Here is a 12493-nt window from a genome sequence, read left to right as displayed (position 1 = left end):
GGCCCTCCGGCATTAGCGTGGTGATCATGACTGCGATCGATCCGCCGCGCGGGCTCGCCGAGCGGCTGCGCGACACCCGCGCCCGGCTGGAGGCCGACGTCGACCTGTGGGTGGCGACTTCCGGTGAGGCGGGCGTGCACCTGATCCCGCTGTCCTACCTGTGGGACGGCGCCGCGTTGCTCGTCGCCACCCCACGTGGCTCGCTCACCAGCCGGAACCTGCTGGCCGACGGCCGGGTGCGCCTGGGCCTCGGCCCGACGCGGGACGTCGTCCTCGTCGACGGCGTCGCCGAGCCGGTCGAGCCGGACGCGGCGGCGTGCGAGGCGTTCGCCGCGCGGACCGGGTTCGACCCGCGTGCGGAGACCCAGCCGTACCAGTACTTCCGGATCCGGCCGACGCGGGTGCAGGCCTGGCGGGAGGCCAACGAGCTGCCGGGACGCACCCTCATGCGCGACGGGCACTGGCTCGGCTGACCGGGCGGCGCTACCTTGCCCCGATGGGGAAGTTCATCACCATCGGCTACGGGGACAGCGCGGGCTACGAGCGGACCGCCGAGGAGGTGCGGACGGCCGCCCACGAGCACGACTCCCGGTTGCGCGCCGCCGGGGTCGAGATGGGGATCGCGGGCGAGCCGGTGCAGGTGCGCAACCACGACGCGGCCGGCACCCAGGTGACGCCGGGCCCGTTCCTGCGGTCGGACCTGCCGGTCGCCGGGTTCGCGATCATCGAGGCCGACACGCTGGAGGAGGCCACGCGGATGGTGGCCGGGACCCCGTGCGCGGTGGCGCACGGGGTGGTCGAGGTGTGGCCGCTCCAGGGCTGACCTCCGGCTAGTCGATGCCCTCGACGATGCGGAAGTCGCGCTCGACCCCGTCGGCGAGGACGGCCAGCGCCTCCTGGTAGGCCGCGCTCTCGCGCGCCGCGACGGCCTGCTCGAAGCTGTCGAACTCGACCAGGACGGTGCGCTCGGCGATCCCGGCGTCGTGCGCGACGACCCGGCCGCCGAGGATGAGGGGCCGCCCGCCCGCGGCCCGGACGGCCGGACTGGCCAGTTTGTTGTAGGCAGCCAGCTTTTCGGGGTCGGAAATGGTGCGGTACACGCTGACCCAGTAGCCCTTGGGCATGGAACCTCCAGTGTTGTGATGGGTGCTCTGACTTATGAGCGTCGGCGGGCGAGCGCGAGGCTGGTCAGCGTCGTGATCGCCATGGCGCCGATGCCGATCAGCGCCGCGGTGGTGTAAGCGCTGTCGTCGGGGAAGAGGAGGCCGGGGCCGGTGCCCGCGGCGAGGACGAGGCCGCCGAGGGCGCTGCCCAGGGAGTAGCCGACGCTGCGGACGACGTAGTTGAAGCTCATGGCGCTCGACGTCTCGCTCTTGGGGGTGACGGCCAGGATGACGCCCGGCATCGCGGCCGAGAAGCCGCCGACGCCGAAACCGAGCACGCCCATCGCCGCGAACAGTTCGGCCAGGTCCGACCGGGCCGCCGCGAACAGGGCGAACCCGCCGCCGATCACGACGGCGCTGCCGGCCAGGAGCAGGGGGTCGGCGATCCGCGTCCGCAGCCGCGGCGTGAGCTTGCCTGCGACGAACCCCAGCACCGAGAACGGGATGAGGACCAGCCCGGCGACGAAGGTCGTCAGCCCGAAGCCGTAGCCGGCGCCGGGCGGCGTCTGCGCGTACCGGGTGATGAGGGTGAGCAGGAGGTACATGCCGATCCCGCCGACGAACATGGCGAGGTTCGCCCCGGCGACCGCCGGGTGCCGCACCGCCCGCACATCCACCAGGGGCGTCCTGGTGCGCAGCTCGACGACGGCCCAGACGCAGAGCAGCACCACTGCGACGACGGCGAGTCCTGCCGCCACGGCGAGGTGCCGGCTCCACAGGTTCCGTTCGCCGGCCAGGAACAGCACCAGGAGCAGCGCGGCGGCCAGGACGATCGTGCCCGCCACGTCCAGGCGGGCGGAGCGGCCCGCGGGGGCTTCGGGCATGGAGCGCCACGCGGTCAGGAGTGCGGCGGCGGTGACGATCAGGCCGAGGCCGTAGGCGGCCCGCACCCCGCCGAGTTCGGCGAGCAGTGCGGTCAGCGGGTAGCCGACGCCGGCCCCGATGATCGAGACCACCGAGATCAGGGCGATCACGGCCGCGCCGCGCTCCTCGGGGAGGTGGTCCCGGGCCACGCCCATCATCAGCGCCGTGAGCCCGAGGCCGACGCCCTGGGCCGCCCTCCCGGCCAGCAGGCACGCGAACGGCAGCGGCAGCACGGTGAGCGCGCTGCCGGCGACGACGATCGCCAGCGTGGCGAGGATCGTGGCGCGCCGGTGCGGGCCGGCTCCGAGCCGGCCCAGGACGGGCGTGGCGACGGCGCCGCTGAGCAGCGCGACGGTCAGCGTCCACTGCGCGCTGTCGAGCGAGACGTGGAACGAGGTCGCCACGCTGGTGATGAGCGGTGTCCCGAGGCTGCCGACCGCCGCCACGACCAGAGCGATGAACATCAGGGCGGGGACCAGCAGCCGCGGCTCGGAACGCGCCGCCGGGAACGCCTTCACCGCGACCTCGCCCGGCCGATCACTTTTTCGACCCTTCGCGGTCCCGGCTTTCGAGCTCTGCCAGGTGCTTCAGCGCCGGAAGGGCCGCCACCAGCGCCTCGACTTCCTCGCCGGTCAGCTCGCCGATCAACCGCTCGAACGCGTTGACGCCGGCCTGGCGCCGCGTCCGGACGTAGGAGGCGCCGGCCTCGGTCAGGCACACCAGCGTGACCCGCTTGTCGGCCGCGTCGCCCCGCCGCTCGACCAGGCCGGCCTCCTCCATCACCCGGACCAGTGCGGTCATCGCGGGCTGGGTGACGCCCTCGATCGCGGCCAGATCGGTGATGCGCCGCGGGCCGGTCCGGTCCAGGGTGGCCAGGGTGGCGGCGGAGGTCAGGCTCATGTCCCGGGGCAGGCGTCTCACGGCGCTGGTGGCCAGGCCGTAGAGGGCGGCCCCGATGGCGGCAGCCGCGCCGGGAGCGGTGTCTTGACGGCTCACGGCAGAAGCATAGCATCTTTATATACATCGTTTATGTAAGTTGTCGTCCAGCCCACCTTTTCGTTGTGGGAGAAGGGATTTTGTGCCCTCTCCGGCTCGCGGATAGCGTCGGATTCATGGAGTGGAGCTTGAAGCCGGCCGAGGAGCTGGCTGCCGCGTTGCGTGCCGGTGCGGTGTCCTCAGTGGAACTGACCGACGAGGCCATCGACCGCATCGAGCGCGAGGACAAGGCGGTCAACGCGATCTGCGTGCCGGACTTCGACCGCGCGCGAGCCGCCGCGCGCGCCGCGGACCGGGCTCGCGCCCGCGGCGAGGACCGGCCGCTGCTCGGGATTCCGGTGACGGTCAAGGAGTCCTACGACGTGGCCGGGTTGCCGACGACCTGGGGCATGCCGCAACACCGGGAGTTCCGGCCCGCCGAGGACGCGGTGCAGGTTTCGCGGCTCAAGGCCGCGGGCGCGGTGGTGCTGGGCAAGACGAACGTGCCGTTGGGGCTGCAGGACATCCAGACCTTCAACGAGATCTACGGCACCACCGGCAACCCGTGGGACCACGACCGCACGGCGGGCGGGTCCTCCGGCGGATCGGCGGCGGCGCTGGCGTGCGGGTTCGGCGCGTTGTCCATCGGCTCCGACCTCGCCGGTTCGCTGCGCACCCCCGCGCACTTCTGCGGCATTTACGCGCACAAGCCGACGCTCGGGCTGGCGGCGCCGCGCGGCATGGTCGCGCCGCCGGGGCCGGCCTTGCCGGTCGACCTCGACCTCGCCGTCGTCGGTCCGATGGCCCGGACCGCCCGCGACCTCGCGCTCCTGCTCGACGTCATGGCCGGCCCGGACCCGCTGACGGCCGGCAAGGCGCACCAGGTGGCGCTGCCGCCCGCACGTCACGAGCGGCTGAGCGACTTCCGGGTCCTGGTGCTGGACGAACATCCGCTCCTCCCGACTGGGGCCGCGGTGCGGGCGGGCGTGCACCGGGTGGCCGCCGCGCTCACCGGCGGCGGCGCCCGCGTCGAATGGCACAGCGGGCTGCTGCCCGACCTGGCCGAAGCCGCGACGCTCTACATACAGTTGCTGATCTCCGGCGCTGTCGCGCGGTTCCCCATCGACGACGAGCAACTGCGAGCCCGCGTGGCCGGGCTGAGCGAGGACGACCGCAGCCTCGACGCCGTGCGGTTGCGCGCCATGGTGTTCAGCCACCACGACTGGTTGGCGGCGAACCACCGCCGCGAACTCCACCGCCACGGCTGGCGGCAGTTCTTCGCCGAGTTCGACGCCGTGGTCTGCCCGATCACGCCGACGCCCGCGTTCCCGCACGACCACAGCCCGAACCCGATGGAACGCCGCATCGACATCGACGGCGCCGGCTACCCGTACTTCGACCAGCTCGTCTGGGCCGGCGTGGCGACGATGCCCGGCCTGCCCGCGACCGCGATCCCGGCCGGCCGCTCCCCCGAGGGCCTGCCGGTGGGGGTGCAGCTCATCGGCCCGATGTTCGAGGACCGCACCCCGCTGCGCCTGGCCGAACTGCTGGAGCACGAGATCGGCGGCTTCCAAGCGCCGCGGTAGGGCGCCCCACCGGAGGGCCCGCCGCGGACGAGGCGCGCGGGCGGGCCCCCGGTCGGCCCTCCGGTCAAGTGCGCCGGGCGTTGATGAGCCAGTGTGCCGCGCCGTACAGCACGCCCCGGTCGGTGAGGTGGGCGGCGATGTCGGCTCTGAGCGCGTCGATGGCGTGGGCGCGCCGTTCGTTGTCGAGTTGGCGCAGCGCAGCGGCGAAGTTGCCGGTGATGAAGTCGAACGCGTCCTCGACATCGCGGCCGTAGTACATGGGCATGGACAAGTCCGTTATCTCGATGTCGGCGAAGCCTGCCTCGGTGAGCAGCTGACGCACTCGATCAGGGTCACTCAGCGAGAAGGGGGTCGGAGCCTCAGGTGGTGGCGGTGGAAGCTCACGGCCCCCGGACGCGATGGTGCGAAAGGTCCTGATGCCCTCGTTGCGGTCGAGCGCCTGCCACGTCAGCTGCACGAAGCGGCCGCCTGGCTGGATGGCGCGTGCGATGTTGGCGAACGCCGCCTGCCGGTCGCCGAAGAACATGGTGCCGTGCCTGCTGACAGCGACGTCGAAGCGCGACTCACCGAAGTCGTGGAGTTGCGCGTCCGCCTGGACAAAGGCCGCGTTGGTCAGCCGCTCCTCCGCTGCCAGTGCGCGCGCGAGGTCCAGCAGCGTCGACGACAGGTCGACGCCCAGCGCCGAACCTCCACGGGCGATGCGGGCCGCGTCACGAGTGACTTGACCGCTGCCGCATCCGATGTCCAGGATCGTGGAATCCTGCTGGATTTCGGCCGCCTTCAACAGTTCGCCGTGATAGCCGGACATACCCTCGTCGAAGCGTTCGGCGCGCTCGGTCCAGAACGCTCCATTGCCACCGTCCCAGGAGCGGAACTGATCGGTGTTGGACGAGTCGACGGTCGGCGTGTCGGTCACGGTCTCTCCCCCTGGCAGCAGTGACGGGGATCCGGCACGGCGCGGATCGCGAGGAACCCCGTCGGCTCGCGGCTGAGGCGTTCGAAACGTTCAGGGTCGAGCGCCTCAGCCGCGGGTGACGGGCGGGGTTCGAGCAGCCGCTCGACCAGGAACCCGGCCGCGCGCAGCTCCTCGCAGGTCTGCTCCAGCGGGGAGAGCCAGTAGCGGACCCGCCAGCCGCGGCTCCACACCTCCTCGACCACGCGCGGCTCGAAGTAGTTGCCGCCGTGCCGGAGCCAGTCGCCGAACGGGTGCTGCCGGGACAGCACCAGCGCCCCGCCCGGCCGGAGCACGCGGCGCAGCTCCCGCAGCAGCGCCACCCGGTCGTCGACGTACTCCACGGCCAGCGCGAACAGCACCCGGTCCACCGAGGCGTCCGGCAGCCAGTCGAGCGGCTCGGCGAGGTCGTGCACGCGGAACTCCCCGGCCGGGACGCGGCGCCGGGACAGCTCGACCATCTGCGGGCTGATGTCCACGCCGACCACCGCCGCGCCCCGCGCCACCAGCTCCTCCGCGTACAGGCCCGGACCGCACGCGGCGTCGAGCACCCGCAGACCGGCGACGTCCCCGAGCAGGTCCAGGCACGCCGGCCGGTCCAGGTGCGCGTTGTAGAAGCCGTCCCGCGCGTGGTCGAGGAACTCCTCGGCGAAGACGTCGTACTGCGCCTCCCGCCCGACCTCCATCACGCGCCGGTCAGGCCGCGGCGCGCCAGGAGCGGCGCGATCTCCGGGTCCCGGCCGCGGAAGTCGCGGAAGAAGCCCATCGGGTCACCGGCGCCGCCGCGGGAGAGCAGCGTGGCCCGGAAGTGGTCGCCGTTCTCGCGCTTGAGACCGCCGTTCTCCTTGAACCACTCCACGGTGTCGGCGTCGAGCACCTCACTCCAGATGTAGGAGTAGTACCCGGCCGAGTAGCCGCCGCTGAACACGTGCGCGAAGTAGGTGCTGCGGTAGCGCGGCGGGATCGCCGGCACCGCCACCCCGGCCTTCTCCAGCGCGGCGGCCTCGAACGAAGCGACGTCGCCGACCGCGTCCTCGGTGCCCAGCCCGTGCCAGGCCTGGTCCAGCAGCGACGCGGCCAGGTACTCGGTGGTGGCGAAGGGCTGACCGTACTGGGCCGACTCCTCCAGCCGCTCCACCAGGCGCTGCGGCAGCGGCTCACCGGTCTCGTGGTGCTTGGCGTAGTTGGCCAGCACCTCCGGCCACAGCATCCACATCTCGTTGACCTGCGACGGGTACTCCACGAAGTCCCGCGGCACGTTGGTGCCGGAGAACTTCGGGTAGCGCACGTCCGACACCAGCGCGTGCAGCGCGTGCCCGAACTCGTGGAACAGGGTGGTGACCTCGTCGAAGGTGAGCAGCGTCGGCTCACCGGCGGGCGGCTTGGCGATGTTGAGGTTGTTGACCACCACCGGCCGCTCGCCCAGCAGGTGCGACTGGTCGACGAAGGTGTTCATCCACGCGCCGCCGCGCTTGGAGTCGCGCGTGTAGTAGTCGCCGAGGAACAGGCCCAGTGGGCTGCCGTCGGCGTCGAAGACCTCGAACACCCGCACGTCCGGGTGGTAGACGGGCAGGTCGTGGCGTTCGGTGAAGCTCAGCCCGTACAACCGGCTCGCCGCGTGGAGGACGCCGTCGCGCACCACGCGGTCCAGCTCGAAGTAGGGCCGCAGCGTCGCGTCGTCGAGGTCGAACTTCGCCTTGCGGACGCGTTCGGCGTAGAAGGCCCAGTCCCAGGGCTCGAGCGTGGCGCCGGGGTGGTCCTGTTCGAGGTAGGTCTGCAGTTCGGCGGCGTCGCGGCGGGCGTTGGCCACGGCGACGGGCGCGAGCCGCTCCAGCAGCCCGACGGCGGCCTCGGCGGTGCGGGCGGTCTCGTCGGAGATCACGTACGCCGCGTGGTTGGGGTGGCCGAGCAGGGCGGCCTTCTCGGCGCGCAGCTGCACGATCCGCGCCAGCACGGCCGAGTTGTCGTTGTCGTTGCCGCGGTTGCCGCGCGAGATCGACGCGGTGAACAGCCGTTCCCGCAACGCCCGGCTCTCCAGCGAGGACAGCAGCGGCTGCGAGGTGGGCAGGTTCAGCGTGAGCAGGTACCCCTCGACACCGCGCGAGGCGGCGGCCTCACGCGCGGCGGCGATCGTGCCGTCGGACAGCCCGGCCAGCTCCGCCGCGTCGTCGACCAGCACGGCCAGGTCGTTGGTGTCGCGCAGCAGGTTCTCCTGGAACCGGGTGGACAACGTGGACAGTTCCTCGTTGAGCACCCGCAACCTGGCCTGCTGGCTCTCGTCGAGCCCGGCGCCCGCGCGCTGGAAGTCGGTGTAGGTGCGCTCCAGCAGCCACGCCGACTCCTCGTCCAGCCCCAGCTGGTCGCGCCGGTCGTAGAGGTCCTTGACGCGGGCGAACAGCCGCGGGTTCAGGTGGATGGCGTCGGAGTGGGCGGCCAGCTTCGGCGCGATCTCGGCCTGCAGCTCCTGCCGCGCCGGGTTGGTGTCGGAGGAGGTGAGGTTGAAGAACACCGACGAGACGCGCTGCAGCAGGCGGCCCGAGGTGTCCAGCGCCACGATCGTGTTCTCGAACGTCGCCGGCTCCGGGTTGCCTGCGATGGCCTCGATCTCCGCGGCGTGCTCGGCCAGGCCGGCCTCGAACGCCGGGCCGAAGTGCTCGTCGGCGATCCGGTCGAACGGGGGCAGACCGTAGGGCAGGTCGCTCGCCTGCGAGAACGGGTTGTCCGGTGTCATCCAGCGCGGCCCTTCTGTCCTGTCGACCCTCCGATCTCCGCGTCGGAGGACGTCTTCTTCTTCCTACCGCGCTTCGGCGCCGGCGGCACCACCCCGGCCAGATCCGCACTGTGGTCGTTGACGCGCACCACGAACGGCCGCACCTCGGTGTAGCGGACCACGGAGATCGACGCCGGGTCGACCACGATCCGCTGGAACGCGTCCAGGTGCTGCCCCAGCGCGTCGGCCAGGATGGACTTGAGCACGTCGCCGTGGCTGCACAGCAGCCAGACGGCGTGATCGCCGTGCTCGGCGGTGATCCGCGCGTCGTGCTCGCGCACCGCGGCGACCGCACGCGCCTGCATGCCTGCCAGGCCCTCACCACCGGGGAACACCGCGGCCGAGGGGTGGGCCTGCACGACCCGCCACAGCGGTTCCTTGACCAGGTCCTTCAGCTCGCGGCCGGTCCACTCGCCGTAGTCCACTTCGGACAGGCGCGGTTCGACGGTGCGGGTGAGGCCCCGCTCGGCGACGAGCGGGGCCACCGTGTTCTTGCAGCGCAGCATCGGCGAGCACACGACCTCGGCCAGCGGCACGCCGGCCAGCCGCTCCACGAGCGCCTGAGCCTGCGCGCGGCCGGTGTCGTCGAGCCCGACCTTGGGGGTCCGCCCGGCCAGCACGCCCGACCCGTTCGCGGTCGAGCGGCCGTGCCGGAGCAGGATCACGGTAGCCACGCCGCCAACCTACATGGCGGGACCCGCGTTCGGATCAAGGACGCCGGTGGCGACCAGCACGATGAGCAGTACGCCGAGCGCGATCCGGTAGATCACGAACGGCACGTAGCTCTTGGTCTTGATGAAGTTCATCAGCCACGCGATCACCAGGTAGCCGACGCCGAAGGCGACCAGGGTGGCCAGGATCGTCGGCCCCCACTGCGGGCTGTGCTCGCCACCGATGTCGGTGAGCTTGTACAGGCCGGAGGCGAAGACCGCGGGCACGGCCAGCAGGAACGCGTACTCGGTGGCGTCGGCGCGCGTGTAGCCGAGGAACAGGCCCGCGGTGACGGTGCCGCCGGAGCGGGACACGCCGGGGATCAGCGCCATGGCCTGGGCGAAGCCGTAGCCGAGACCATGCGGGACGGTGAGGTGGTCCAGCGTCCGGTACTGGCGGCCCACCCGGTCGGCGATGAGCAGCAGGATGCCGAACCCGATCAGCGTCGTCGCGGTGAGCCGCAGGTCGCGGAACGCGCTGTCGATGGCGTCCTGGAACAGCAGGCCGAGCACCGCGATCGGCAGCGACCCGACGATGATCAGCCAGCCGAGGCGGGCGTCCGGGTCGTGGCGCGCCTCCCGCTGGTAGAGCGAGCGCCACCAGGCGGCCAGGACGCGGCCGATCTTCTTCGAGAAGTAGAGGATGACCGCCAGCTCGGTGCCGATCTGGGTGACCGCGGTGAACGCCGCGCCGGGGTCGTCCCAGCCGGCGAGCGCCGCGGTGATGCGCAGGTGGGCGCTGGAGGAGATGGGGAGGAACTCGGTCAGGCCCTGGACCAGGCCGAGGACGAGTGCTTCGAACCAGCCCATGCTCACCGGGCCTTCGGGGAAATCAGTCGCGTTCGCACGGTGGGAGAGGCTATCGGCGGCGCGGATCACTCGATGAGCCGCCTTCGTCAAGTTCTTTACAGTACTTTCGTTACGCCCACCCGTCTCCCACCGCCACCCTCAACGGTGGCGCTCCGCGCCGCAGCTACGCCCGCCCGTCGCCCGCCGCCACCCTCAACGGTGGCGCTCCGCGCCGCAGCTACCCCCTCCCGTCTCCCACCGCCACCCTCAACGGTGGCGCTCCGCGCCGCAGCTACTCTCTGTGCATGCAGAAGCGACAGCTGGGCAGGTCGGGGTTGCGGGTCTCCCGGATGGCGCTCGGCACGATGTCCTGGGGCGCGGAGACCGACGCCGACGAGGCGGCCAGCCAGCTCGTCGCGTTCGTCGAGGCGGGCGGGACGCTCGTGGACACCGCCGACATCTACTCCGGCGGCGAGAGCGAGCGGATCCTCGGGGGCCTGCTGGGCGACCTGGTGCCGCGTGACGAGATCGTCGTGGCGACCAAGGCCGTCGCCCGGCGCACCGACGGGCCATTCGGCGGGGGCGCCTCCCGCGGCGCGTTGTTGTCCGCGTTGGAGGGGTCGCTGCGGCGGCTGGGCGTGGACCACCTGGACCTGTGGCAGCTGCACGCGTGGGACGACTCGGTGCCGCTGGAAGAGACGCTGTCGGCGCTGGACCACGCGGTGACCTCGGGCAAGGTCCGCTACACCGGGGTGTGCAACTACGCGGGCTGGCAGCTGGCCTCGGCCGCGGCGGCCCGGCCGGCCGGGCTGGTCGCCACGCAGGCCGAGTACTCGCTGGTGGAGCGCGGGGTGGAGCGCGAGCTGGTCCCGGCGGCCCGCCACCACGGGCTCGGCGTGCTGCCGTGGGCGCCGCTGGGCCGCGGGGTGCTGACCGGCAAGTACCGCCACGGCACGCCGGCCGACTCGCGGGGCGCGTCGGCCGAGTACGCCGGCTACGTCGAGCAGCACCGCACCGAGCGGGCGGCGCGGATCGTCGAGGCGGTCGCCACCGCGGCCGACGGGCTGGGGGTGTCGCCGCTGGTGGTGGCGCTGGCGTGGGTGCGGGACCGGCCGGGCGTGGTCGCGCCGGTGGTCGGGGCGCGCGACACCGGGCAGCTGACCGGGTCGCTGGCGGCGGAGGAGATCGCCCTGCCGGTCGCGATCTCCTCGGCGCTGGACGACGTCAGCGCGGTCGAGTTCGGTTACCCCGAGCGGGGCACGAAGTGACCGTGGGGTGGATGGCACGTGACGCGGCGGGGTTTTCAGGGGATGCTGGAGGCAACAGAGGAATGCGATCCGGAGGTCTTGTGCGCTCCTCCGCCACCGTCGGGACCGGTGTCGTGCTGGTCTGCGCCCTGGTGCTGAGCGGGTGCTCGTCGAAGTCCGGTGACTCCACCGACACGCTGCAGGTCGTGGCCGACCCGGTCGCGGCGACGGCGCCCGTGTCGCCCCAGCCTGCCGCCGCCCCCGCGGGCACCGTGATCGGCTCCCCCGAGGTCATCGCGCTGGCCGCCGACCCGGCCACCGGGACGCTGGCCGTCGCCGTGCCGGACGCCGTGCTGCTGTACCAGGCCGCTGACCTGGCGGCCGCGCCGGTGCGGGTGCCGGTCGCCGGGCGGGTCGAGCACCTGCGCGTGTCCGGCGGGGTGCTGCTGGCCACGCTCCCCGCGGCCGGGCAGGTCGCCCGGATCGCCTTGCCCGGCGGCGAGGTGAGCACCCTGGCCGTGGCCGGTCAGCCGGCCGGCGCGGTCGTCGAGGGCGACCGGACGCTGGTCGCGGTGCGGGACCGCAAGGCCGTGGACGTGTTCACCGGCGACCGGCTGACCAAGACGATCGAGGGCCAGCTCTACAGCGCCGACGACGTGCTGCAGGCCGGCGGGAACACCGTCGTGCTGGACGAGTTGCGCACCGCCGTGTTCTCGGTGGACGTGGACGGCGGCACGATCGCCGAGGGCCTGCGCGCCGGGGACGGCGCCACCAACGCGGTCGCGGACTCCTTCGGCCGGGTGCTCGTGGTCGACACCCGCGCCGGTGCCCTCCTGGCGTTCTCCACCGGCCCGCTGTTGCTGCGGCAGCGGTACCCGGTTCCCGGCGGGGCGTACGGCCTCGCCTACGACGCGCAGCGCGCGCTGGCGTGGGTGACGCTCACCGAGCGCAACGAGGTCGTCGGGTTCGACGTGCGCGGCGGCGAACCGGTCGAGAAGTACCGTTTCCCGACGGTCCGGCAGCCGGATTCGGTTACCGTCGAGGAGCGGAGCGGGCGGGTGGTCGTCGGCTCCGCGGCGGGAGAAGGGGTCCAGGTGATCCAGCCATGAAGCACCAGGAGGCGGTGGTCGACGAGGACTGGGAGTACCGCCGGTTGCAGTTGCCACCCGGCGTCTCCCGGCGGGCCGCGGCCACGCAGCTGTCCATCAACGCCGAGTACGGCGGGTGGGAGCTCTCGACGGTCCGGCTCTACTCCGACGGCACCCGGCGGGTGTGGCTGCGTCGCAAGCGGCAGCCGGCCACCGCCCTGCCCGAGGTCCTGATCTGACCCGAGCGGCGCCCGCAGCTGGGCGCCGGGCCCAGAGCCGCCCCCTCGACGGATGCGCTACGCGCGAAGAGCGGTAACGGGTGGGGCCCTCGTGTCGATCTCAGTGCTGC

Annotated in this window: 14 protein-coding genes; 6 read left to right on the top strand and 8 right to left on the bottom strand. The window is 72.6% G+C overall.

The window, feature by feature from the left end:
- The first annotated feature begins 26 nt into the window (after positions 1-26).
- On the top strand, positions 27-473 hold the full coding sequence (locus ABZ193_RS05795; RefSeq protein ID WP_354709061.1) for a pyridoxamine 5'-phosphate oxidase family protein: 447 nt from the start codon (positions 27-29) through the stop codon (positions 471-473).
- A gap of 23 nt (positions 474-496) precedes the next feature.
- Positions 497-823, top strand: coding sequence for a YciI family protein (locus ABZ193_RS05790; protein ID WP_354709059.1), 327 nt, complete (start codon positions 497-499; stop codon positions 821-823).
- 7 nt (positions 824-830) lie between these two features.
- Here the strand turns inward: ABZ193_RS05790 and ABZ193_RS05785 are convergent, their stop codons facing one another.
- From ABZ193_RS05785 to ABZ193_RS05775, 3 genes are read right to left on the bottom strand one after another with little or no spacing between them, the layout of a single operon-like run.
- Positions 831-1124: a DUF1330 domain-containing protein gene (locus ABZ193_RS05785; protein WP_020417960.1), complete on the bottom strand. Its 294-nt coding sequence runs from the start codon at positions 1122-1124 to the stop codon at positions 831-833.
- A gap of 32 nt (positions 1125-1156) precedes the next feature.
- Positions 1157-2545 carry an MFS transporter gene (locus ABZ193_RS05780; protein WP_354709058.1) on the bottom strand — a complete coding sequence of 463 codons (1389 nt, stop codon included), beginning with the start codon at positions 2543-2545 and terminating at the stop codon, positions 1157-1159.
- 19 nt (positions 2546-2564) lie between these two features.
- On the bottom strand, positions 2565-3023 hold the full coding sequence (locus ABZ193_RS05775) for a MarR family transcriptional regulator (RefSeq protein WP_020417962.1): 459 nt from the start codon (positions 3021-3023) through the stop codon (positions 2565-2567).
- Positions 3024-3139: 116 nt separating this feature from the next.
- Between ABZ193_RS05775 and ABZ193_RS05770 the strand changes: the two genes are divergently transcribed.
- Positions 3140-4588 (top strand): amidase, encoded by a 1449-nt coding sequence (locus tag ABZ193_RS05770; protein WP_354709057.1) that lies wholly within the window; start codon positions 3140-3142, stop codon positions 4586-4588.
- Positions 4589-4652: 64 nt separating this feature from the next.
- Here ABZ193_RS05770 and ABZ193_RS05765 read toward each other — a convergent pair whose 3' ends face one another.
- Genes ABZ193_RS05765 through ABZ193_RS05745 form a run of 5 tightly spaced genes read right to left on the bottom strand, consistent with a single transcriptional unit; the run spans position 4653 to position 9830 of the window.
- Positions 4653-5504, bottom strand: coding sequence for a methyltransferase domain-containing protein (locus ABZ193_RS05765; RefSeq protein ID WP_354709055.1), 852 nt, complete (start codon positions 5502-5504; stop codon positions 4653-4655).
- Complete coding sequence (locus ABZ193_RS05760) at positions 5501-6226, bottom strand: methyltransferase domain-containing protein (RefSeq protein ID WP_354709054.1); 726 nt, start codon at positions 6224-6226, stop codon at positions 5501-5503. Before ABZ193_RS05760 ends, ABZ193_RS05765 begins: the two co-directional genes overlap by 4 nt.
- A complete protein-coding gene (locus ABZ193_RS05755; RefSeq protein WP_354709053.1) occupies positions 6226-8271 on the bottom strand; it encodes a M3 family metallopeptidase in 2046 nt (681 codons plus the stop codon). The genes ABZ193_RS05760 and ABZ193_RS05755 overlap by 1 nt, the downstream gene beginning before the upstream one ends.
- Positions 8268-8984, bottom strand: a complete 717-nt coding sequence (locus tag ABZ193_RS05750; RefSeq protein WP_027935851.1) for a histidine phosphatase family protein — start codon at positions 8982-8984, stop codon at positions 8268-8270. The genes ABZ193_RS05755 and ABZ193_RS05750 overlap by 4 nt, the downstream gene beginning before the upstream one ends.
- Positions 8985-8993: 9 nt before the next feature.
- Entirely contained in the window at positions 8994-9830 is an 837-nt protein-coding gene (locus ABZ193_RS05745) for an undecaprenyl-diphosphate phosphatase (RefSeq protein WP_020417968.1), read from the bottom strand.
- 284 nt (positions 9831-10114) lie between these two features.
- On the opposite strand from ABZ193_RS05745, the gene ABZ193_RS05740 reads away from it, so the two are divergent.
- The 3 genes from ABZ193_RS05740 to ABZ193_RS05730 all read left to right on the top strand — a co-directional run bounded on the left by ABZ193_RS05740 (position 10115) and on the right by ABZ193_RS05730 (position 12383).
- Positions 10115-11077 carry an aldo/keto reductase gene (locus tag ABZ193_RS05740; protein ID WP_027935852.1) on the top strand — a complete coding sequence of 321 codons (963 nt, stop codon included), beginning with the start codon at positions 10115-10117 and terminating at the stop codon, positions 11075-11077.
- An 80-nt stretch (positions 11078-11157) separates the two neighbouring features.
- The gene (locus ABZ193_RS05735; protein ID WP_354709052.1) at positions 11158-12165 is read left to right on the top strand and encodes a hypothetical protein; all 1008 of its coding nucleotides are present in this window, start codon (positions 11158-11160) and stop codon (positions 12163-12165) included.
- A complete protein-coding gene (locus ABZ193_RS05730; protein ID WP_017982338.1) occupies positions 12162-12383 on the top strand; it encodes a DUF5703 family protein in 222 nt (73 codons plus the stop codon). Before ABZ193_RS05735 ends, ABZ193_RS05730 begins: the two co-directional genes overlap by 4 nt.
- Positions 12384-12493 lie beyond the last annotated feature (110 nt).

It is taken from the genome of Amycolatopsis sp. NPDC006125 (assembly GCF_040614195.1).
Taxonomy (GTDB): Bacteria; Actinomycetota; Actinomycetes; order Mycobacteriales; family Pseudonocardiaceae; genus Amycolatopsis_E; species Amycolatopsis_E tucumanensis.
The sequence above is the reverse complement of the archived record's forward strand: the minus strand, read 5'-3'. Positions and strand labels throughout refer to the sequence as shown.

Bases quoted from the DNA above. Each gene is read 5' to 3' on its own strand.
- ABZ193_RS05755 (WP_354709053.1), bottom strand. From the start codon at position 8,271: ATGACACCGGACAACCCGTTCTCGCAGGCGAGCGACCTGCCCTACGGT.
- ABZ193_RS05740 (WP_027935852.1), top strand. From the start codon at position 10,115: ATGCAGAAGCGACAGCTGGGCAGGTCGGGGTTGCGGGTCTCCCGGATG.
- ABZ193_RS05790 (WP_354709059.1), top strand. From the start codon at position 497: ATGGGGAAGTTCATCACCATCGGCTACGGGGACAGCGCGGGCTACGAG.
- ABZ193_RS05785 (WP_020417960.1), bottom strand. From the start codon at position 1,124: ATGCCCAAGGGCTACTGGGTCAGCGTGTACCGCACCATTTCCGACCCC.
- ABZ193_RS05760 (WP_354709054.1), bottom strand. From the start codon at position 6,226: ATGGAGGTCGGGCGGGAGGCGCAGTACGACGTCTTCGCCGAGGAGTTC.
- ABZ193_RS05745 (WP_020417968.1), bottom strand. From the start codon at position 9,830: ATGGGCTGGTTCGAAGCACTCGTCCTCGGCCTGGTCCAGGGCCTGACC.
- ABZ193_RS05770 (WP_354709057.1), top strand. From the start codon at position 3,140: ATGGAGTGGAGCTTGAAGCCGGCCGAGGAGCTGGCTGCCGCGTTGCGT.
- ABZ193_RS05795 (WP_354709061.1), top strand. From the start codon at position 27: ATGACTGCGATCGATCCGCCGCGCGGGCTCGCCGAGCGGCTGCGCGAC.
- ABZ193_RS05730 (WP_017982338.1), top strand. From the start codon at position 12,162: ATGAAGCACCAGGAGGCGGTGGTCGACGAGGACTGGGAGTACCGCCGG.